This window comes from Lacticaseibacillus sp. 866-1 (assembly GCF_016861825.1).
Taxonomy (GTDB): domain Bacteria; phylum Bacillota; class Bacilli; order Lactobacillales; family Lactobacillaceae; genus Lacticaseibacillus.
In genome coordinates, this window is record NZ_BOLU01000009.1 from 1 (window position 1) to 21,676 (window position 21,676).

The window sequence follows — 21,676 nt, forward strand, 5'->3', positions numbered from 1 at the left end:
TCCATTTCTAATTTCTTTGGTCGGAGAGCAGACAAGGGACAGTGTAATGTCCTCTTTGTGTGCTCAGACATAAAAATGGTATATAAAAAGGAGTTTCGAGGCAAGATGCCTTTCAACTCCAAATATCGTAGCGCCACTTTTCACAGCTGGCATCAGCTGCAGCTGAAAAGGCTGCGCAGAATGATGTCACAAGCAAGCAACAAGCTGCGTTTGCTGCTACTGGTGCTCTGAATAGTGCTAAGTACAAGCTTGCAGCTGCTAACACTGTGGCTGCTAAGGCTGCAGCACAAAAGGAAGTCGACGTTGCGGCCAATGCCCAGAAAGCTGCCGTTGATGCTTATAATGCTGCACAAGCAGCATTCACTGCTGCAAAGTCAGCTGTGAAGAATGCTCAGACTACCGGGGCAAACGATCAGAAGTTTGGTGACACTGGTCACTACACCACGAAGAACAGTTCCGTAGCAACTCAGGACAATGACATTAAGTTTGGTGGCTCAGGTCACTACACCACAAAGAACAGTTCTGCGGCAACTCAGGACAACGACATTAAGTTTGGTGGCTCTGGCCATTACACCACAAAGAACAGTTCTGCGGCAACTCAGGACAACGACATCAAGTTTGGTGGCTCTGGCCATTACACAAATGTTCCAGCCATCGACACTAATGCCCCACTGTCACACCGTACCCGTCCTAGCTCCGCTGACGTAAACTTCTCGACTCAGTCTTCTGCTGAAGCTGAGAAGGCTGCTAATCTGTCACACCGTACTCGTGTAAACTCACAGGACGTCAACTTCTCGACCCGCGAATCCGAAGGCCGTCGTGAAGCAGCTTCTGTTCTTTCACACCGTACACGTCTTAACTCACAGGACTTCAACTTCTCCACGATTGCTTCTGACAACGCTGCTAAGGCAGCTGCTGACAAGGCTGCGGGGAGCAAGGATAACGGCGCTAAGGTAACACCAGTTGACAACAAGACAACCGGCACCAAGACAACTGGCGTTGCTACAAAGACTTCTGCTTCTGCTGGTAAGGCTTCTCTGCCAAAGACCGGTGACAGCAACAATGTTGTTGCTGCTGGTGTTGGTGCCGTTGCCGTTCTCGGCGCATTGTTCGGCTTGGCCGGCGATCGTCGCAAGCGTGCTTAAGTTTTAAAATCTACAGCTTTTAGAGCTACTCAACCCTGAGTATCATCAGGTGCAGATTCATCAGATTCATACATCTATCACCCCTGATAGGTTGTGAGAAGACTCTCCGAGATTTCGGTCTCGGGGAGTTTTTGTGTTCCACGGTAATTGTGTTTCAGACGATGGCGGGCCCACCTCGTCTTGTTGAGTCATTGCGCGAATGGTTTTGGCTGCTGGTGATCATCAACAGGGAGTCACCAAATTTTTCGTGCTGAGTCGTATTTCTTGCGAGTGTGATTAACAGCCCTTAGAATTGGCAATTGGGTGGGGGAAGGGTTGTTAGTTCGCTACCTCAGCCCTTCCCGCCGCTCCGCTCAAAGGGGGTGATGATCACCGAAAACAAAGCGTCGGCTGCATCATCCAAGTGGCCGGCAATGAAACAAGCCAGTTGGCGTCCAGCTTGACTACTGTTGGATGTCACTTGTGGGTCTCACGGATTCGAGACCCACATCAAAATCTGTGTGCAGCCCATGAATGAGCAATTCCCCCAAGAATCGCTATTCATGCAAGAAGGACGTCCACGGCTTGTTTCACCATTCTGATCGGAGATACGAAGACCTTGACCGGCATCGGTACAATGCCGGTCAGGGTCTTTTTGTTTGGGAAGGATGTCTGGCTTGTCTGATGGTCTGAAGGGATTGTCAGCCGAAGCTCAGGAGTCAGAGATTTCGGGGCTGCGCGGCTGGCACAGCAGGTGGCTGGCTGACCGGACATGTGGTGATTGCGATCAAGTCCCCAAGCGAGGGTGCCATGATCAACATCGATTGAAAGCGGCTAATCGTCACAGTAGCGGGGGCGTCTGCAAAATGTTTAGGGCCATTTCTGCGTTGACGGCGGAATCTCTTAACGGCCGAGTTGATGATGGGTGGTTGTCGGTTGAAGCCTGACTTCGGACAACAAGGGGGTGATTGTCAGTCGAATTGGCGGCCGAAAGCAGAATATTTGCGAAATGCGACGAAAAGATTGAAAAAGCCTGTTATTGGACAAAAATAACAGTTTTGTCCAGCCAACTCATGCGAGCGTAATCCGTTCATGGGTCCATGCTGAGTCAGACACTGAAGGAGCTTGAAGGAACGCTAAGGGTGAGAAAGCTAGCAGATCGTCACTGATTCGACACTCAGAAGTGTTTTAAAGGTGGTTGATTGTGGCACGGCGGGCAATATCAGGGAATTAGACGCTGGTTGACTTGGAACTAAGCGAGGTATGGCGATTGTTTAGACACAGGGAGTGGATAGCGGCTGTCGGTTGTGAAAGTAGCGCCCCTGAATGTTTGGCTCGGCCCGGGTTCCCAATCCTGATAGATTCCCACGGCGTGTGATCGCGCAACTTTGCGCCCGCTGAAGCTGGCCGACTGAGCGGCAAGAACAGGCAACTATCCTTGACGTTCTTTGTTCGCCGGAATTGATTTGCGCCTTGGTGAGATCTGTCCAGACGGGGGTAAAAATAACAGCTGAGGGAAACGTTATTTACTGAAAACGGCCTCGCCTGTTTTAGCTTGCTGGTATTATTTTACCCTGAATGGTGTACCATCACTTTCCGCTATTGCCTTTTTCCCAGAAAAGCGGTGATTGACCCTTGATTACTGTAATCCTTTATTCATCAGGTGCTTAGCGCTTTCACCCTAGCCTTTCAGAACGGTTTTGTATAATGCTAATACCCCAATTTTTTCACCCCACTCTTCGTCAATTCTGATATTTGCCGCCGAAATATTTTCTGAAAATGTTCTTGCGCTTTTCTGCAAATCCCTGTATATTGGTCAGGTTGTCAAAAACACGGAAACAAATGGTTATCGGTTTTTCGAGTGAGTAGACAGGTTAATTGTTTCACGTGACCATTTGGGTCATATCGGAGTTGTAAGTCAGTAATAGCGGTAGGACGATCTCTGCTGGGAAAAGAAGAGAACGTCAGCATTTGACCGCGCATTATGTAGGAGACCGGGGGGCTTCCTGCAGGTTAGGGGAATCTTTTTGAAAATCAATATGAAATTCTTGTCTCTTGGTGCCGCTGTCGTGATTGCGGGGGGCTTTGGTGCGGTGAACATCGTGACCAATGCAAGCAATGGCGATGTGGTTGACGCGTTAGAGCTGTCGACTACTGGCCACGGCAAAAGTGCCGCAGCGAGTGCCAGTGCTCACAGGGCAATGCCTGCTTCCAGCAAGCAGGTCTCGGTCGCTGCAGCCAAGGACAAGAAGACGGCGCACCAGGCTGCAGCTAAGGCCGCTAGTGCTAAGGGTGCCAGTGCGAAGCCAGCGACCGTAAAGCCGGCGACGCCTAGCACCACTGCCGCCAAGCCAGTTGCGGCTGCTCAGTCGCATCCGGCTGCACCAGTGCGTCACGTCGCAGCCCCAGTCCAGCACACGGCGGCACCAACTGCCGCTCAAAGCGCTGCGGCCAAGGCGGCCAGTATTCGTGCCACCACTGGGGAAACCTATGTGGGGACGATTTCTGGGTTGGGCCATTCGACGGTCGTCGTTCAAGGCAGCCGCAGCCGCACGAAGGCGCCTGCGCAGGCCGGCATGGCTATGACCTGGGGTGGGGCAACTCACATGACCACCACGGATGGTTTGACCTCTGAGATCGCGGGCCACGCGAAGAGCAACACTTTTTCCTGGATCATGGGCCTCGGCATTGGCAGCCGCGTCTCTGTGACTGATGCCAATGGCCAGTCGCGGACTTACACGGTATACATGACCGATGACGTCAACGATGAGAGCTATTCCGTCAAGAACGGCGCAGACCGCTTGAACGCGATCCTCAGCCCGAACCAGGGCGAAGCCGTTGTCTTGCAGACCTGCATCTCACAGACGGTAAACCGGCTAGTCTGGGCCCACTAAGGACTTGGTCGACGCTGTCTCAAAACTCAAAATAGGATATGTTATCAGCCAACTTAAATCCCGTTAATGCTTACTCGCAAAAAACTCTTCGAGAATAACTTCTCGAGGAGTTTTTTGCTTTTACTAGATGTATGCGCCCGTGGAAAGGCGCTGGGCGGGCATCTGCGGATCGAGGCTGAGTTTGTGAAGAGCCTGAATTTGAAATATATTTGAGTCAGATATGCACATTACCTGACTTTTTCGGTGTTTGATTGTACAGTATAGGTTGAGTGTATGACAATTAGCGTCAACGACGAACAGTTGAACTAGGTGTGAGCTGCAGATGCGGTAATTGTGGTCGCTGTGGGGGGGCCGCTTGATGGAATCATCCTAGTCGGGATTATAGATAAGAGGGGAATGCAATGGGCAGAGCGATTGACATCACCGGTCGGCGGTTTGGCCGGCTGGTCGCCTTGCGAATGACGGGGCATTCGCAAAGTGGTAATGCGTTGTGGTTGTGTCAGTGTGACTGTGGCAATCAGATTGTGACGGATTCGAACCATCTGCGGCACGGACTGGTGAGAAGTTGTGGGTGTCTGCGGCGAGAGCGTTCCCGGGAGAATATCTTGACCAATCTGAAGACCTTAGTCAGGATGAAGTTTGGGTCACCGACGCCTTACGACCCAGAGAAACCGATCCGCATGAATTCCCGCAACGTCTCCGGGGTGACCGGTGTCAGCTGGGATGCGGTCGCCAACCGCTGGTTCGCCCGGTTGATGGTGGGCGGAAAGCTGGTTTTGAACAAGGCCTTTGCGACCTTCGGCGACGCGGTTGCCGCGCGGCGGGCCGCGGAAGCCAGCTATCACGTTGCGCCGCGCAAGCCACGGCATTAGGCTGATAGGCCAAAAATTAGATTCGTGTGATTAGCTGATAAGAGAAAAATAATTTACTCTCCGGAACTCAAGCAGGCGAAATAAAGCTTGGGGGCTGGGGAGTTTTTGCTGGTATCAGTGAATTTATAGGCTGAGCGGGGATTGCATGCTTAATGGGACGTGAGGACAACGTTATTCGCATAATTTATTGATTGCGGCCAGGAATTTCTCATTCAGATGGAGAATTGATTATCCTGAGTGACCGGCCGCATTTTTATACTTACTTTTTCATGGTTTCAATCATCATTTCTCCCCGATATACTCATTGGGACAGGTGATGCAAAATAAAGACTGTCGTATATGCCTGTCAACAGAAGTATGACGCGACTTGTACCGACGAGTTATCACTTTATAGGGGGAATTTTGATGAAAAATCGTTCCAACACGCTGAAAGCCGCTCGTTCCAATAAGGCCTGGTTCGCCGCTGGGGTCGTTGCAGCTGGCTTGTTCAGCGTCTCTGCGATTGGGAGCACAACTGTCTCGGCTGCGACGCTTGCGCAAGCCTCTGCGGCAAATACGCTTGCGGCGCCGAACCAGACAGGTAAGGTACAAGCCGACCTTGACGCTTACGCCAAGGGTATGCAGATTGGAAGGACTGGTGCGATCTCGCTCCCGGCCCACTTTACGAATGGTCAACGCGCCGACTACATTGAGGCCATCACGGCCGGGTTCAAGGCCGGCCAGCTGATGCACCAACACAAGCTGAACCACATTGACACGATTGCCGAGACGCCGAACAAGTCGACTCAGGCCTCAGATGACGCCGCAGCCAAGGCCAACAACGATGTCAATAATCAGAATCCGACCGATCCAACAGGTAAGGTCAGTGAAGATCTTGACGCTTACGCCAAGGGGATGCAGATCGGCAAGACTGGCGCGGCTTCTTTGCCGGCTCACTTTACCGATGGTCAGCGTGCCGACTACATTGAAGCAATCACTGCCGGGTTTAAGGCCGGCCAGCTGATGCACCAAAGCAAGCTGAACCACATTGACACGATTGCCGAGACACCAAACATGTCGACTCAGGCTTCAGATGACGCCGCAGCCAAGGCCAACAATGATGTCAATAATCAGAATCCGACCAACCCGACCGGCAAAACCGAGGAGGACCTTGATGCCTACAACAGAGGGCTGCAGATCGGCAAGACCGGCGCAGCCTCGCTGCCAGCCCATTTTACGGATGGAAAAAGCGCGGACTACATCGAAGCAATTAAAGCCGGGTTCAAGGCCGGCCAACTGATGCACCAAAGCAAGCTGAATCACATTGACACGATTGCCGAGACCCCGAACAAGTCGACAGAAGCCTCTAACGCGATGGAACAGGCGGTCAACAGCAATCTGAACAAGATGGAAAACCTGCCGAACCTGTCGACCTTAGCCTCTGAGAAGGCCCGTTCAGAAGCGGAAAAGAACGGCGAGGACGGGGCAGAGGAGCCTGATTTTCCGGCCGCGCTGATCATGCCAGCTGCGGACATCACCACGCCGCGGCCGACCCCTGCACCAAAGCCAGGTCAACAGTCTCGCCAACCAGGCAAGAAGACCGCAAGCCAGCGGGTTTTACCGCACACTGGCGAAGCGTCAAACGTGGCCGCTGCTGGGCTGGGCGTCTTCGCGACACTAGGGGCACTGTTGGGCCTGAGCGGGATTGGCCGCAAGCGCGCCTAACTGAAAGAATTTCATGGCCCTCAAGTGCTTTCAACTCTCTGACATGTCCGCTTCGGTGGGCATGTTTTTTGCTGTGAGGCGGGCCGCAAAAATATTGTAAAATATTAGCGAGAAAAATAGTTGACAGCGGTTTCATTGCGTGCAATACTAACTATGGATGACGAGTGGGTAGGGAAGGAACAACCCCATCAGCACTACTCGCCGACTACCGGGCGATCCGACCGTACCAGGGTTGACCCGGCATGCTGAGCCGCCAGCTGGTTGGCTATGAAGACCCTATTCGAATATAGGGGGTCCTTTCAGGACGCATGGCAGGATGCTGCTATCACTTTCCTAACTTAATAAAGAGACTCGAAGCGGCAACGCAACGGGGATAGCAGGCAGGGGCAACCCTGCAATAAAAAGCCACCGGGGCAACCACGGTGGCAGGGGACACCATTTCGAATAGAATGGTGTTCTTTGCGTGCCTTTTTTCGTCTGCGCCGCATTTGACCGCCAATCATTGATCAATTAATTAGGTCAGTTATGCCCGTTTTGAACTATATTCGGCATTTTGACTGTAAACTGATGATGATTAATGATCCAAGGAAGGGGCCCCATGATGAGTGCGCCATTAGACATTACTGGAGAACGTTATGGCCGGCTAGTCGTGCTTGAGCGAGCCGGGCATAGTTCAAATGGTAATCTGCACTGGCTGTGCCAGTGTGACTGCGGCAACCAGACGGTCGTGGATTCATATCGGCTGCGGCACGGCGGCGTGCGCAGTTGTGGATGCTTGCGCCGCGAACAGTCGCGGAAGAACATTCTGGCCAATCCCAAAACGGCGGCCAAGATGCGCCGTGGTGACGCCCACAAGAAGCGCATGGGCTAATGGCGGCCGCGCCTGACCCTCAGGCCCGTCAGCTAGACGCCCGAGAGGAAAAAGCAATTTAGCTCACTTCGAATCATGAGTTGAGCCGTTATTTTAGCATGTCCAGTCACCTGGCATGCTTTTTTTGGCGACGCAAAAGCCCCACTCGCATGACACGAGCAGGGCTGAGCGGACAAAAAAAGCGCCACATGGACGCGATTTTTAATTGGGATTAAACCCGGGTCACTTTACCTGACTTGAGGGCACGAGCTGAAACCCAAACGCGCTTCGGCTTGCCATCGATCAAGATGCGGACCTTCTGAAGATTGGCCTTCCAGGCACGACGGCTTGAGTTCAAAGCGTGTGAACGCTTGTTGCCAAAAGTCGTGTGACGGCCGGTAATGACGTCTTTTGCCATAACGAGGGACCTCCTTTGCAATCGCATGTTGCGATTTTTTTCACTCATCTAATTTATCATACGGCCGGGCCGAATACAAGGGCTAGCAAGGAAAATTACTTGACAGCTGCCGCCTTCCTTTCAAATAATGGGTTGCTATGCTAAACTATTTGGGAAATACCTAGTCAAATAGGAGGTTATCGCATGGCGGTAAAAATCAAGACCAAGTATGGCACCATCGATATTTCGAACAATGTCATCGCAACGGTCGTCGGCGGTGCAGCCACTGATATTTATGGCATCGTCGGCATGGCTTCGCGCAACCAGATCCGCGATAATTTGAATGATATTTTAAACCGGGAAAACTACGCCCGCGGGGTCGTCGTTCGCCAGGCGGACAACGGCGTCACGATTGAAGTCAACATCATCGTCGGTTACGGCACCAAGATCTCGGAGGTCTGCCGCAACGTCCAGGAGAAGGTCAAGTATAACCTGGAAACCATGCTCGGGGTCACCACTAATGAAGTGACGGTCATCGTGCAGGGCGTACGGGTGTTGGCTAACGACTAGCAGCGGCGCGAGGAGGACTGAACAGGTGGAAGTCACAGAAATTACAGCAGCGAAGTTCCAGGACATGATCCGCGTCGCTGCACATCGCATTAAACAAAACGCAGAATTCGTCAACTCACTGAACGTGTTCCCGGTGCCGGATGGCGACACGGGGACCAACATGACGCTGACCTTCCAAAGCGGTGCGAAGGCCGTGCTGGAAAGCGATAGTCAAAGCGTTGGCGAGTTGGCGCAGCATCTGGGCAAAGGGTTGCTCATGGGGGCACGGGGCAACTCAGGCGTCATTTCTTCGCAACTGTTCCGCGGGTTTGCCAAGAACGTCGAGAAAAAGTCGACGCTGTCAGCGCAGGACCTGGCGGATGCTTTTGCCGCCGGGGTCGAAACGGCGTACAAAGCCGTCATGAAGCCGGTCGAAGGGACGATTCTGACCGTTGCGCGTGAGGCGGCCAAGGCCGGCCTCAAGTCTGCGGCGTCAACTGATGATGCAGTCGTCGTGATGGCGGCTGTCACCAAGGCGGCCAAGCGCGCGCTGGCAAAAACGCCGGAGCTGCTGGCAGTGCTGAAGGAAGTCGGCGTCGTTGATTCCGGTGGCCAAGGGCTGGTCTTCTTATATGAAGGCTTCAGCGAAGGGCTCTCCGGCGAAGCGGCCGACGACGCCTATGTGCCGGACGAAGAAGAGATGGACGAAATGGTCAACGCCACGCACCACCAAGGCGCCCAAACCCAGCTCAATCCGGATGACATCGTCTATGGCTACTGCACGGAAATGATGGTCGAACTTGGCAAGGGGGATAACCCGAAGTCGTTTGACTATGAAGCCTTCCGCAATTACCTGAACACGCTGGGGGACTCCACCCTGGTCGTGGCCGATGACGAAGTGGTCAAGGTGCACGTGCACACGGAGCACCCGGGGACCGTTTTCCGTTACGGCCAGCAATACGGGACGTTGGCGAAGATCAAGGTCGACAACATGCGGCTTCAGCACGAGTCAATCATTGAGCGCGAAGAAGCGATTCAGCAGGACGACAAGCCGCAGCCGCTGGCAGAAATCGGCGTCGTCGCCATCGCGGCCGGCTCTGGGCTCGGCGACTTGTTCAAGAGTCTGGGCGTCACCACCGTGCTGAGCGGCGGGCAGACGATGAATCCAAGCACCAACGACATTTTGGACGCAATCACCAAGGCCCACGCCAAGAACGTGATCGTGCTGCCGGATAACTCTAATATTTTCATGGCAGCTGATGAGGCGGCCAAGGCGGCGGAGGTCAACGTGGCAATCGTCAAATCCAAGACGATCAACCAGGGGATGACCGCGATGCTCGGGTTCAACCCGGACGCGCCGCTGGCAGAAAACCAGGAGCAGATGACCGAAGAGCTCGCAAATGTGGTTTCCGGCTCGGTGACCCAGTCGATTCGCGACACGGTGATTGACGGCCTCGAAATTAAAAAGGATGACTGGATGGGCATCATTGATAACAAGATCAAGGTGTCCGAAAAGAATCGCCAGCAGGCGGCTATCGACATGATTGAAGCCATGCTGGACGAAGATTCCGAAATCATCACGCTGATCATCGGTGAGGACGGCAGCGGGGAAGAGGCCGACGCCATTTCCAAAGCCATCACAGAGGCGCACGAGGACCTGGAAGTCGAAATCCACGAAGGCGACCAACCCGTTTATCCATATTTGGTTTCAGTTGAGTAGTTTGATGCAGACCGGAGACCACGTCCGGTCTGTTTTTGTTCAAGGTGCAAAGGGTTCGCGCACTTAGGGGGACAGCTAGCCTAGCTCAAGGCATTGCCAGCGTCTTTTGCTGGCGAGGCCTTGAGCGTAGCTAGATGCTCCCCCGTTGCGAACCCGTGCCCGATTACGCCAAGCCGCAGCCCGATTCCGTCGCCTGTTCAGAAAGGAGGGAACCCCATGTCACTAACCGATCCAGTCACCGTCCTGCCCGGCGTTGGCCCCAAGCGTCAAGCAGCACTGGCCAGCTTAGGCCTGGAAACAGTCGGTGATGTGCTGTTTTATTTTCCCTTCCGTTACGATGATCTCCAGGTCAAAGATTTGGCTGAGGCGGCGGACCAAGAAAAGCTGACCATCAAGGGCGTCGTCGTGGCGCCGGCGGTGGTGGCCCGGTTTGGGGCGCACAAGAACCGGGTGAACGTGCGCTTGCAGGTCGACCGCAGCGTGGTGATGGTCACCTTCTTCAACCAGCCGTGGCTCAAGGACAAGTTTGAGCAGGGCAGCGAGGCGGCCATCTACGGCAAGTGGGACGCCAAGCGCCACACGATGACCGGGATGAAGGTGCTGGCTACGCAAACGCAGGACGCGCCATCGCTGGCCGGCATCTATCCGGTCAACAAGAACATTCGTCAAAGCACGCTGGTCCAGCTGGTCAAAGACGCCTGGGCGCGCGATGCCGACAACATTCAAGACGTCGTGCCCAGCGCGGTGCGGGCCAAGTTCAAGCTGATGTCGGACCGCGAAATCGTCCACGGCATGCATTTTCCCGATACACCGCTTGAGGCCAAGGCCGCCAGGCGCAGTGCCGTGTTCCGCGAATTTTTCCTGTTCGAAACCCAGATTCAAGCGCTGCGCGAGGATAACCAAGGTGAGGCCAACGGGCTGGCGATTCCTTACGACAACCAGGCACTGCGGGGGCTGATCAAGACGCTGCCGTTTGAGCTCACCACTGCCCAGAAGCGGGTGGTCAACGAGATCTGTGCTGACATGCGTTCGCCGCACCACATGAACCGCCTGCTGCAAGGCGACGTTGGGTCAGGGAAAACCATCGTGGCGGCCATCGTCATGTACGCCGCGGTCACGGCGCGCTACCAGGCGGCGCTGATGGTGCCGACCGAAGTGCTGGCCGAGCAGCATTACGCCAAGCTGACGAAGCTGTTCGCCGATTTTCCCGTCAAGATCTCGCTGCTGACCGGCGCGACAACCGTGGCGGCGCGCAAAACCATCAAGGCCGATCTGGCCAGTGGGGCGTCCGACATTGTCATTGGCACGCACGCGCTGATTCAAAAGGATGTCGACTTCGCGAACCTCGGGCTGGTCATCATCGACGAACAGCACCGCTTTGGGGTCAACCAGCGCAAAATTCTCCAAGAAAAGGGCCTGAAGCCGGATCTGCTGGCGATGACGGCCACGCCGATTCCCCGGACGCTGGCCATTACGGCGTACGGTGAAATGGACGTGTCCACAATCGACGAGCTGCCGGCAGGCCGCCAGCCGATCACGACCACCTGGGTCCGCAAGAATCAGCTGCGCGAGGCGCTTTCGCGAATCAGCACGGAACTTGCCGCTGGTCACCAGGTGTTTGCCATCACGCCGCTGATCGCCGAATCGGAGAAAATCGATCTGCAAAACGCCGAGCAGCTCTACGAGGACCTGAACAAGGCCTTTGGGGCCAAGTACCAGGTTGCACTGCTCCATGGTCAGATGAAAAACGACGAAAAAGATGACATTATGCGCCGCTTCAGTCAAAATGAGATTCAGGTGCTGGTGTCGACCACGGTCGTTGAAGTCGGGGTCGATGTGCCGAACGCGACGGTAATGATGATTTTTGATGCCGACCGGTTCGGGCTGGCCCAGCTGCATCAGCTGCGGGGCCGAGTCGGGCGAGGCAAGTCTGCCGCGTACTGTATTTTGGTGGCAGACCCGAAAAATGACGCTGGCGTTGAACGCATGACCGTCATGACGGAAACCACTGACGGCTTTAAGATCGCTGAAAAGGACTTGGAACTGCGCGGGTCGGGTGATATTTTCGGTGAGGCGCAAAGTGGGCTGCCGGAATTCAAGATCGCCGACCCGGTTGCGGACTACGCGACCTTGAATGCGGCGCAGCAAACGGCGGTGGGCCTGTTCAAGGCGGACCCGACGCTTTCGGCGCCCGAGTTTGCCCCGCTGCGCGCGTATCTGGCACGGCGCCAGCAGGCAGTCGGCAGCTTGGATTAAGAACAGTGTGAAGAGGAGATTAAAACGATGAAAATTGCTATCGATGCGATGGGCGGCGATCACGCCCCTGAGGTTGTGATTCAAGGGGTTGAACAGGCCCGCGACGAGCTTCAAGACGTCGACTTTCTGCTTTACGGGGACGAGAACAAGATTCGGCCCCTGCTGAAAAACGATTCTCACGTGACGATTATTCACACCACTGAGAAGGTCAACTCCGACGATGAGCCGGTGCGCGCGATTCGCAGCAAGAAGCAGGCCTCCATGGTCCTGGCTGCCCAGGCCGTCAAAAGCGGTGAGGCCGACGCGATGATCTCGCTGGGCTCAACTGGGGCGCTGCTCGCTGCCGGCCTGTTCATTGTGGGCCGCATCAAGGGCATCGACCGGCCTGGCCTGATGCCGACTTTGCCGACCACGGACGGCGCGGGTTTTGTGATGCTTGACGTCGGCGCCAATGCCGAGAACCGGGCGTCACAACTGGTTCAGTACGCGGTTATGGGCGACTTTTACGCGCGGGATCTGCGCGGGCTGAAAAATCCCAAGGTCGGCCTGCTGAACAACGGCACCGAAGCCAATAAAGGCAATGAGCTGCATCAGGAGACTTACAAGCTGCTCAGTGCGCTGGATGGGATCAATTTTGTCGGCAACGTCGAATCTGACTCGATTCTCAAGCACACGGCAGACGTCGTGGTGACTGACGGCTTCACCGGCAACGCGGTGCTCAAGACCATCGAGGGCTCTGCGCGCACCATTTTGGGGCTGGTCAAGCACGCCATCATGGATAACGGCGTGAAGGCGAAGCTCGGCGGGCTGCTGCTGAAGGATGGCATTCAGTCCGTGGCCAGCACGTTTGACGTGTCCAGTTACGGTGGGGCTGTCTTGCTGGGGCTCAAGGCCCCGGTGGTCAAGGCGCACGGCGGTGCGGATGCCAAGGCGGTTTACTACACGGTCAAGCAGGTCAAGCAAATGGTGGAAACCGGCACGGTCCAGAAAGTGGTCGATTACTTCCAGGCCCATCCAGCGACCAAGGCGTGACAAAGCACCCCAAATCAGGTATGCTAAATTGCGTGAAAATCAAGGAGGCGCACTATGTCAGAGCAGGAAGTATTTGATAAAATCGCCGGGCTGATCGAGGACCACTTCCAGGTCCCGGCGGCCAAGGTCACCAAAGAGTTGAATTTTAAGACCGACCTCGATGCCGACTCAATTGATTCCGTTGAGTTTGTGCTTGAGCTCGAGGATACCTTTGGGGCCGAGATCCCAGACGAGGATGCCGAAAACATTCAAACCGTCGGGGATGCGGTGCAGTACGTACTCGATCACCAAAATAAGTAAGCAACCGATGACCACCTGGCAGGCCCGCGCTCACCAGGTGGTTTTTTAGTGCCGAAGTTCATGGTTTTTTAATTTTCGCTGGGTTTATTGTTGACAGGGTCTTGCATTCAGGGTTAGAATTTTCACAACATTAAAACGCGATTAAAAGATGAGTAACCGACGAGTCTGGGACAGAAAGCCGCAGGGGATGAGAAGCGGTGCAGGCAACTCGGCGAAGATGGTCTTTGCTGCCGCGGCCGGCTGAGCAAAAGCAAAGTTGGTCTGGGTGCGCCCATTACAGCGCCGAGTCTCACCGCAAGGTCGGACTGATCGAGGCGGCTGGCGTGAGTCAGTCGTGTATACAAGGTGGTAACGCAGCCAAGCTGCCCTTGCACTCTCTAGGAGTGTGGGGGCGGCTTTTTTTATCGCAAAAAGGAGCAAAATCATGACAACAACAATTATTGGTTATCCGCGCATCGGGGCCCACCGTGAGCTCAAGTTTGCGACCCAGCACTATTTCAAGCAGCGCATCTCCGCCGAGGAGCTGCAGGACACGGCGAAAAAGCTGCGTCAGGCCAACTGGGCAACCATCAAGCAGGCGGGGATCGACCAAGTGCCGACCGGTGACTTTTCATTCTTCGACACCACGCTGGACACGGCCTTTCTGCTGAACATCGTGCCAAAGCGTTACCAGGACCTGAAGCTGGCGCCCTTGGACGAGTACTTTGCGCTGGCCCGCGGCTACCAAGGCGCAGCGGGCGACGTCAAGGCGCTGTCCATGAAGAAGTGGTTCAACACGAACTACCATTACCTGGTGCCTGAATTTGACCGGGACACCCAGATCAAGGTGCGCGACTGGCAGCTGTTTGCTCAATTCAAGGAAGCCAAGGAGCAAGGCATCAACGCGCGACCAACGCTCGTGGGGCCGTACACGCTGCTGCACCTGAGCCGCTTTCTCGATGGCAAACAGCCAGCGGACTTTGTGGACGCGCTGGCGGCGGCGTACGCCGAAATCATCAGCCGGCTGGTCGGCGAAGGGGCCGAGTGGATCCAGCTGGATGAGCCGGCGCTGGTGTTTGACCAAACGGACGCGGACCGAGCCCTGTTCAAGCAGCTTTACACGGCAATTCTGGCGCAAAAAGGGTCGGCGAAGATCCTGCTGCAGACGTACTTTGGCGACGTCACCGATTCCTACCAGAATCTGACCAGCCTGGCCTTTGATGGGTTGGGCCTGGACTTCATCGAAGGGAAGGTCAACTTGGACCTGCTGACGACGCAAGGGTTCCCGAAGGACAAGGTGCTGTTTGCCGGGGTGATCAACGGCAAAAACATCTGGCGCACCAACTACGATAAGACGCTGACGTTGCTGTCTCAGCTGGACGAGGTGGCCGACCAGATCGTGCTGTCGACCTCGACGTCGCTGCTGCACGTGCCGTACACCACCAAGAACGAGACGAAAATCGACCCGGCGGAACTGCGCTACCTGGCGTTTGCTGAAGAAAAGCTGACCGAGCTGCGCGAGCTGGACGAGGCGCGGAAGGCCAAGCGCGACACGCCGGCGGTGCTGACGAACCGCCACCTGTTTGCTACGCCGCGCTACGATGAAGACCCGGCCATCAACGCCAAAATTGCGGCCTTGAAGCCTGAGGATTACAAACGGCTGCCGGCACGCAAGGAGCGCCTGGCGATTCAGGCCAAGGAGTTCAACCTACCGATTTTGCCGACCACGACGATTGGGTCATTTCCGCAGACGGCGGCGGTGCGCAAGAATCGCGCCGAGTTCCGCAAGGGCAACATCACGGAAGAAGAATACACCGCCTTCAACCACAAGGAAGAACGGCGCTGGCTGAAGATTCAAGAGGACCTCGGACTGGACGTGCTGGTTCACGGCGAATTTGAACGCAATGACATGGTCGAATACTTTGGCGATAACCTCAAGGGCTTCCGCTTCACCGAAAACGGGTGGGTGCAGTCTTACGGCACCCGCGGGGTCAAGCCGCCGATCATTTGGGGCGACGTGGTGCGCACGCATCCGATTACCGTGGCGGAGTCCGTGTACGCCCAGAGCCAGACGGACAAGCCGGTGAAGGGGATGCTGACCGGGCCGGTGACGATTCTCAACTGGTCGTTCCCGCGCGAGGATGTCTCGCCTAAGGTTTCCACGGAGCAAATCGCACTGGCGCTTCAAGGCGAAGTGCTGGATCTGGAAAAACATGGCATCAAGATCATCCAAATCGATGAGCCGGCCTTGCGGGAAAACCTGCCGCTGCGCAAAAAGGACTGGAACAGTAAGTACCTCGACTGGGCCGTGCCGGCATTCCGGCTGGTCGGCGCGAAGGTGCAGCCAGGGACGCAGATTCACACCCACATGTGCTACTCCGAATTTGGCGACATCATCGAGGCCATTGACGCGCTGGATGCGGATGTGATCAGCTTTGAAGCCGCCCGTGCCGATATGACGCTGCTGGATGTGTTGCACGACGTCCACTTTGAGACCCACGTCGGCCCTGGCGTTTACGACATTCACTCGCTGCGCGTGCCGTCCAAGGACGAAATCGTCAAGATCATTCACGAGATTCTCCGGCGCATTCCTAAGGAGAACGTCTGGATCAATCCTGACTGTGGTTTGAAGACCCGCGAGGAGCCCGAAACGGTCGCGAGCCTGCGCAACATGGTCGAGGCGACCAAACAGGTACGAGAGGAGCTCGCGCATGAAAGTCAACCGACTGTTTAATGATCATCAGGTCTTGTCCTTCGAGCTGTTTCCGCCGCGCCGCCGGAACACTGATGATGACTACCGCCGCATTGATGACACCATCAGTGCCGTTTCCGAGCTGAACCCGGATTTTGTTTCGGTGACGCTTCACACCGGGGCCAAAGATCAGCGCCGCGTGACGCTGGAACTGGCTGACCGGATCCAGCAACAGTACGGCCTGCCGGCGGTTGCGCATCTGCCTGCGGTGCAGCTGACGACGGCCGAGGTTGACAGCCTGCTGGATGACTTCAAGGCGGCTGGCATTGAAAATATTTTGGCCTTGCGCGGCGATATTCCTGATGGCGGCCGGGTCGCCAACGATTTTCCGCATGCCAGTGACCTGATCACGCACATTCACGAGTACGGCGACTTTAACGTCGTCGCGGCCTGTTACCCCGAGACACATCCCGAGGCGACCAGCCCCGAGGCCGATCTGCGCCACCTGAAGGAAAAAGTGGACGCTGGGGCCTCACAGCTGATCTCGCAGCTGTTCTTCGATAACCACGTCTTTTACGACTTTGTGGCGCGGGCGCGGGCCGCGGGCATCCAAGTGCCCATCGAGGCCGGGATTATGCCAGTGCTCAGTCAGCACCAGATCGACACGATGGCCTTGACCTGCGGGGTCAGCTTGCCGGAAAAGTTTCTCAGCATGATGAAACACTACGAGGGGCGCCCCGAAGCCATGCGTGACGCCGGCATTGCCTACGCCATCGATCAAATCGTTGACCTGATGGTGCACGGGGTCGATGGCATCCACCTTTACACCATGGACAACCCGACGGTCGCCAAGCGCATTGTTGAGGCGACGCGGTCCCTGGTGCGTCAGTAATTTAGCTTAAACGGCACGCTTGCACACAGCAGGCGTGTCTTTTAAGCTCATCCGCGTCATTGGGCGGCTGGTGTTAGACCCAGTCGTTCTGTATAATGGATTAGAGTATGTTTAGCCAAATTACAGGAGGTCAACAATGGTCGCATCTGAGTTCGTCAGTGAGTTACGCCAGCGGTACGAAATCGAGTTCAAAGACTTGAGCCTGCTCGACGAAGCGTTTACGCATTCGTCCTACGTCAACGAGCATAAGGAGCTCGGCCTCAAGGACAACGAGCGGCTCGAATTTCTCGGGGATGCCGTGCTTGAGCTGACGGTCTCAGATTACTTGTACCGGAAGTTTCCAGACCTGCCGGAAGGCGACCTGACGCGGATGCGTTCGGCGGCAGTCCGCACGCGCGCGTTTTCAGGCTTTTCCAAAGAAGCGCACTTTGACCGCTACATTAAGCTGGGCAAGGGCGAGGAGCGCGCCGGGGCCCGCAAGCGGTTGACCTTGCTGGAAGACCTGTTTGAAGCCTTTAACGGCGCCTTGTACCTGGACCAGGGCCGTGAAGCCAACATTAAGTTTGCCAAACAGATCATTTTTCCTAAAATTGACGCCGGCGAGTTCTCAGCCGACATGGATCACAAAACCGCGCTGCAGGAGTATGTCCAGCAGGATGGGGAAGTCGACATCGAATACCACTTGCTGGCGGAAACCGGCCCGGCGCACGCGCGGCAGTTCCAAGTGGACGTTGCGGTTGACGGCACCGTGCTCGGTTCTGGTGTGGGTAAGAATAAAAAAGCGGCGGAGCAGGCCGCGGCCGACGATGCGTTGACCAAGCTTCGCGCAAAGTGAGTGAAAGTGCATGCAGTTAAGACATCTGACAATCAACGGCTTCAAATCGTTCGCGGATAAAACCGAGATCGATTTTGTGTCCGGGTTGACCGGCATCGTTGGCCCAAACGGCTCCGGTAAAAGCAACATCACCGAGGCCATTCGCTGGGCACTCGGCGAACAAAGTGCGAAGTCTTTGCGCGGCGAGAAAATGGGCGACGTGATTTTTGCCGGCACCGCCACCCGGCCGCCGCTCAACCGCGCCGAAGTGACGATGACGTTCGATAATTCAGACGGCTATTTGCCGAAGCAGCCGGCCGCGGTCACAGTGACCCGGCGGCTTTTTCGTGATGGCGAATCGGATTTTCTGATCAACAATCAAAATGTCCGGCTCAAGGACATCGTTGACCTATTCATGGATTCGGGTCTGGGCAAGGAGAGTTTCTCGTTCATTTCTCAGGGCCGCGTCGAGGCCATTTTTAATTCCAAACCAGAGGACCGGCGCGGCATTCTTGAAGAAGCCGCCGGCGTTTTGAAGTACAAACAGCAAAAAACCAAGGCCCAGGCGGAGCTCAAGGAAACGCAGGACAATCTGGATCGCATCAACGACATCGTGTCCGAGTTGCACAAGCAAGTCACGCCTTTGGCCGAGCAGGCCTCACTGGCCCGCGACTACGAACGCCAGACGAAAGACTACCAGCGTATTCATAAAGAAATCCTGGCACTAGAGATCCAGCAGCTGGCTGATGAGCAGACCAAGACGCAAGGGGAAGCTAAGGTTACCAAGGAGACCGTGGCCGCGCTGACCGCCAAGGCCAAGCACCTCGAGGGCCAGTCGGAAACCCTGACGGCGACTGATCAGGAGCTGGACGCCAAGCTGACCAAGCTGAACGATTCGCTGCTGTCTCAATCGATGAAGCTGGAAAGTCTCACCGGGGAGGTCAACGTGTCGTCAGAGCGCGCTAATAACGCGCAGGAGACGCTGAAGGATCTGCAGGCGCAGTTGGCGCAGGCGCAAACTGACCTGGCCGACGCGAAACAGCGCGTGGCAAATCTGACGCGAACTCAGACCGAACAAGCGGCGCAGCGCAAGCAGTTAGCCGAAAAGTTGACGGCTGCCCGCGCCGGCGCACAGTCCCCTGAAGCACTGGCCAAGCAGCTCGATGAAGCCCAGGCAAAGTACATTGACCTTCTGCGGCAGCAGGCGGATACGAAGAATGCCCTGGCGGCCGCGCAAAAGGATCAGCAGGTGGCGCAGAACCAAAGCGCCGCCGACCGGGCGCGGCTTTCCGAGCTTAACAAGCGCCAGCAGGCTCAGCAGGAGACCGTCGATCAGCTGATCGGGCAAGTGGCCAAACTGACCGCGGCCAGCGAAGATGCGCGCACTAAAGCGGCCGCCGCGCATGAACAAGCGGAAACCGTTCAGCAGGCGTTTGCGGACGCCCAAGACCGCCTCAACCAGGCGACCACCCTGTACCAACGCGCCAACTCGCGTTATGAGACCCTGCAGGAGCTGAAAGATGATTACGCCGGATTCTATTCCGGCGTGCGCGCCGTGCTGAAAAACAAGGCGCAGCTCGAAGGCGTCATCGGCGCTGTGGCCGAGCTGCTGGCAGTGCCAAGCAAGTACCAGCAGGCCTTTGATGTCGCATTGGGTGGCAGCTTGCAGGCGATCGTGACGACCACTGAGCAGGCTGCCAAGCAGGCCATCACGTACCTGAAGCAGACGCGCGCCGGGCGGGCGACCTTTTTGCCGACCGCTGTGATCCGGCCGCGGAACCTGCCGGCGAGTGTTGCCACCGAACTGGCCGGCCAGCCTGGGTTTATCGGCATCGGTGTCGAGCTGGTGCGTTTCCGGCCCGAAGTGGCGCCGGTCATGGCAAACCTGCTCGGCAGCCTGATTGTCGCCGAGACCTTGGACGCCGGGATCAAACTGGCTAATTTGACGCATCATCGCTACCGCATTGTGACGCTTGACGGTGATATTCTGACTCCCGGCGGCGCCTTGACCGGTGGCCAGACGCGCAAGCAAGGCGTATCGCCGCTGGCGCGCACCCAGGAGGTCACGCAGTTGCACGCGCAGCTGCGGCAGATGAAAGATGCTTTGGCCAAGCAAACCGACTTAGTGAATGGCCTGCAAGCCAAGCTGACGACAGCCCAGACTGCAGCCACGGAAGCCGACCGCGCGGTCAATCAGGCGCTGGCGGATCTTTCCGCCCAAAAAGCCCAGCTGGATGCCCAGCAGGCTAGTTTGACCCAGCTTGACCGGCAGCGCCAAGCCGCTAAGTTGGCAACCGGGACCGCAGACGATTATGATCAAAAGATCGAGACGTTGACCGGTCAGGCGGAAGCAGTGGACAAGGCGTTGACCGAGACGCAAGATCAAATCGACCGCACCAAGGCGCAGCAAAGCCAGGCCGAGGCCAGTGCGGCTGAGATCCAAGCAAAAGTCAACGACTTGCAGACGCAACTGGCGGTGCTTAAAAGCACGGCCGAAACCACCAAGACCCAACTGGCGCAGTGGCAAGATCAAGTGCAAACCAGTACCCAATCCTTGGCTCAGCTGAAGGAACGGATCGCCAAAATTCAGCAGGCGGCTGAGGAAAGTGCGACTGACAAGCAGACCCGCACGCAGACCATCGCGCAGTTGAAAGTCAGCACCAAGGCGCTGCGCGAGGAGCAAGACAAACTGACCAAGGAAAAAGCCGCCAATCGCGGCAAACTCAGCAGTGTGTCGGCCGAAATCACGACGACCTACACCCAGCAGCACACGGCGATGGCACAGGCCGAACAGCAAAGTGCCTCGCTTTCGCGCATCAAGGTCAATCTGGATAATCGGCTGGCCACATTGTCGGAAGATTACCAACTCACTTATGAAGCGGCCCTGAAGGCCACAACCAGCAAGGCGGCAGAACTGCCGCAGCTGAAGTCGCAGCTCAAGCTGTTAAAGCGCGGGCTGGACGAGTTGGGACCAGTTAATCCGAATGCCATCACGGAGTACGAAAACGTGAAGGAACGCTTTGACTTTCTGACGAAGCAGCAGGACGACTTGATCGCCGCGAAAACCCAGCTGGAAGCCACGATGGGTGAGCTGGACGAAGAGGTCAAAAGCCGCTTTAAAGACATGTACGAGGCCACCAACGCCGCCTTTGAAACCATTTTTCCGCAGATGTTTGGCGGCGGCGAGGCGCACCTGACCCTGACCGATCCAGACGACTTACTTAACACCGGCATTGAGATCTCGGCGCAGCCGCCTGGCAAGAAGCTGACGCGGCTGTCCCTGCTGTCTGGTGGGGAGCGCGCGCTGACGGCCATTGTGCTGTTGTTCGCGATTCTGAAGGTGCGGCCGGTGCCATTTTCCATTTTGGATGAAGTTGAGGCCAGCCTCGACGACGTTAACGTCGATCGGTTCGGCCACTTCTTGCGCGATTATAGTTCGGACACGCAGTTCATTGTCATCACGCACCGGCGCGGCACCATGCTCGCGGCCAACATGCTGTATGGCGTGACGATGCAAGAATCCGGTGTGTCCAAGATGGTCGCCGTGTCCTTGGATCAGGTTCAAGATGAAAATACCGAGCCAGTTTCAAAATAGGAGGCA

The 21,676-nt window shown here is 56.1% G+C and carries 16 protein-coding genes; 15 read left to right on the forward strand and 1 reads right to left on the reverse strand.

Annotated elements, in window-relative coordinates; genetic code table 11:
* The 6 genes from JUE30_RS03990 to JUE30_RS04015 all read left to right on the forward strand — a co-directional run.
* Nucleotides 1-231: hypothetical protein (locus JUE30_RS03990; protein ID WP_203623735.1), on the forward strand; the 231-nt coding region annotated here is incomplete at its 5' end.
* Nucleotides 232-266: 35 nt separating this feature from the next.
* A complete protein-coding gene (locus JUE30_RS03995) occupies nt 267-1,145 on the forward strand; it encodes an LPXTG cell wall anchor domain-containing protein (protein ID WP_203623736.1) in 879 nt (292 codons plus the stop codon).
* Nucleotides 1,146-3,151: 2,006 nt separating this feature from the next.
* A complete protein-coding gene (locus JUE30_RS04000; protein ID WP_203623737.1) occupies nt 3,152-4,018 on the forward strand; it encodes a sortase domain-bontaining protein in 867 nt (288 codons plus the stop codon).
* Between the two features lie 605 nt (nt 4,019-4,623).
* On the forward strand, nt 4,624-4,890 hold the full coding sequence (locus tag JUE30_RS11225; protein WP_239061354.1) for a hypothetical protein: 267 nt from the start codon (nt 4,624-4,626) through the stop codon (nt 4,888-4,890).
* A 405-nt stretch (nt 4,891-5,295) separates the two neighbouring features.
* Nucleotides 5,296-6,594: an LPXTG cell wall anchor domain-containing protein gene (locus JUE30_RS04010; protein ID WP_203623739.1), complete on the forward strand. Its 1,299-nt coding sequence runs from the start codon at nt 5,296-5,298 to the stop codon at nt 6,592-6,594.
* A 598-nt stretch (nt 6,595-7,192) separates the two neighbouring features.
* Nucleotides 7,193-7,465, forward strand: a complete 273-nt coding sequence (locus JUE30_RS04015; protein ID WP_203623740.1) for a hypothetical protein — start codon at nt 7,193-7,195, stop codon at nt 7,463-7,465.
* A 211-nt stretch (nt 7,466-7,676) separates the two neighbouring features.
* On the opposite strand, the gene rpmB is transcribed toward JUE30_RS04015, so the two are convergent.
* Nucleotides 7,677-7,862 carry a 50S ribosomal protein L28 gene (gene rpmB, locus JUE30_RS04020; RefSeq protein ID WP_054665539.1) on the reverse strand — a complete coding sequence of 62 codons (186 nt, stop codon included), beginning with the start codon at nt 7,860-7,862 and terminating at the stop codon, nt 7,677-7,679.
* A gap of 183 nt (nt 7,863-8,045) precedes the next feature.
* Here rpmB and JUE30_RS04025 point away from each other — a divergent pair, with 183 nt between their 5' ends.
* From JUE30_RS04025 to smc, 9 genes are all read left to right on the forward strand, one after another.
* The gene (locus tag JUE30_RS04025) at nt 8,046-8,411 is read left to right on the forward strand and encodes an Asp23/Gls24 family envelope stress response protein (RefSeq protein ID WP_054665536.1); all 366 of its coding nucleotides are present in this window, start codon (nt 8,046-8,048) and stop codon (nt 8,409-8,411) included.
* A gap of 25 nt (nt 8,412-8,436) precedes the next feature.
* Nucleotides 8,437-10,110: a DAK2 domain-containing protein gene (locus JUE30_RS04030; protein ID WP_203623741.1), complete on the forward strand. Its 1,674-nt coding sequence runs from the start codon at nt 8,437-8,439 to the stop codon at nt 10,108-10,110.
* A gap of 216 nt (nt 10,111-10,326) precedes the next feature.
* Nucleotides 10,327-12,366, forward strand: coding sequence for an ATP-dependent DNA helicase RecG (gene recG, locus JUE30_RS04035; RefSeq protein ID WP_203623742.1), 2,040 nt, complete (start codon nt 10,327-10,329; stop codon nt 12,364-12,366).
* A gap of 27 nt (nt 12,367-12,393) precedes the next feature.
* Nucleotides 12,394-13,398 carry a phosphate acyltransferase PlsX gene (plsX, locus tag JUE30_RS04040; protein WP_203623743.1) on the forward strand — a complete coding sequence of 335 codons (1,005 nt, stop codon included), beginning with the start codon at nt 12,394-12,396 and terminating at the stop codon, nt 13,396-13,398.
* 54 nt (nt 13,399-13,452) lie between these two features.
* Nucleotides 13,453-13,698, forward strand: coding sequence for an acyl carrier protein (gene acpP, locus JUE30_RS04045; RefSeq protein WP_125754792.1), 246 nt, complete (start codon nt 13,453-13,455; stop codon nt 13,696-13,698).
* A 424-nt stretch (nt 13,699-14,122) separates the two neighbouring features.
* Nucleotides 14,123-16,411: a 5-methyltetrahydropteroyltriglutamate--homocysteine S-methyltransferase gene (gene metE / locus JUE30_RS04050; protein WP_203623744.1), complete on the forward strand. Its 2,289-nt coding sequence runs from the start codon at nt 14,123-14,125 to the stop codon at nt 16,409-16,411.
* On the forward strand, nt 16,389-17,261 hold the full coding sequence (gene metF / locus JUE30_RS04055; protein ID WP_203623745.1) for a methylenetetrahydrofolate reductase [NAD(P)H]: 873 nt from the start codon (nt 16,389-16,391) through the stop codon (nt 17,259-17,261). Before metE ends, metF begins: the two co-directional genes overlap by 23 nt.
* 136 nt (nt 17,262-17,397) lie before the next feature.
* On the forward strand, nt 17,398-18,096 hold the full coding sequence (gene rnc, locus JUE30_RS04060) for a ribonuclease III (protein WP_203623746.1): 699 nt from the start codon (nt 17,398-17,400) through the stop codon (nt 18,094-18,096).
* A gap of 10 nt (nt 18,097-18,106) precedes the next feature.
* A complete protein-coding gene (gene smc / locus JUE30_RS04065) occupies nt 18,107-21,670 on the forward strand; it encodes a chromosome segregation protein SMC (RefSeq protein WP_203623747.1) in 3,564 nt (1,187 codons plus the stop codon).
* Nucleotides 21,671-21,676 lie beyond the last annotated feature (6 nt).

Excerpts from the sequence above, each read along its gene's own strand:
- JUE30_RS04010 (WP_203623739.1), top strand. The coding sequence starts at position 5,296 with ATGAAAAATCGTTCCAACACGCTGAAAGCCGCTCGTTCCAATAAGGCC.
- metE (WP_203623744.1), top strand. The coding sequence starts at position 14,123 with ATGACAACAACAATTATTGGTTATCCGCGCATCGGGGCCCACCGTGAG.
- rnc (WP_203623746.1), top strand. The coding sequence starts at position 17,398 with ATGGTCGCATCTGAGTTCGTCAGTGAGTTACGCCAGCGGTACGAAATC.
- JUE30_RS04025 (WP_054665536.1), top strand. The coding sequence starts at position 8,046 with ATGGCGGTAAAAATCAAGACCAAGTATGGCACCATCGATATTTCGAAC.
- rpmB (WP_054665539.1), bottom strand. The coding sequence starts at position 7,862 with ATGGCAAAAGACGTCATTACCGGCCGTCACACGACTTTTGGCAACAAG.
- JUE30_RS04015 (WP_203623740.1), top strand. The coding sequence starts at position 7,193 with ATGATGAGTGCGCCATTAGACATTACTGGAGAACGTTATGGCCGGCTA.
- recG (WP_203623742.1), top strand. The coding sequence starts at position 10,327 with ATGTCACTAACCGATCCAGTCACCGTCCTGCCCGGCGTTGGCCCCAAG.
- smc (WP_203623747.1), top strand. The coding sequence starts at position 18,107 with ATGCAGTTAAGACATCTGACAATCAACGGCTTCAAATCGTTCGCGGAT.
- metF (WP_203623745.1), top strand. The coding sequence starts at position 16,389 with ATGAAAGTCAACCGACTGTTTAATGATCATCAGGTCTTGTCCTTCGAG.
- plsX (WP_203623743.1), top strand. The coding sequence starts at position 12,394 with ATGAAAATTGCTATCGATGCGATGGGCGGCGATCACGCCCCTGAGGTT.
- acpP (WP_125754792.1), top strand. The coding sequence starts at position 13,453 with ATGTCAGAGCAGGAAGTATTTGATAAAATCGCCGGGCTGATCGAGGAC.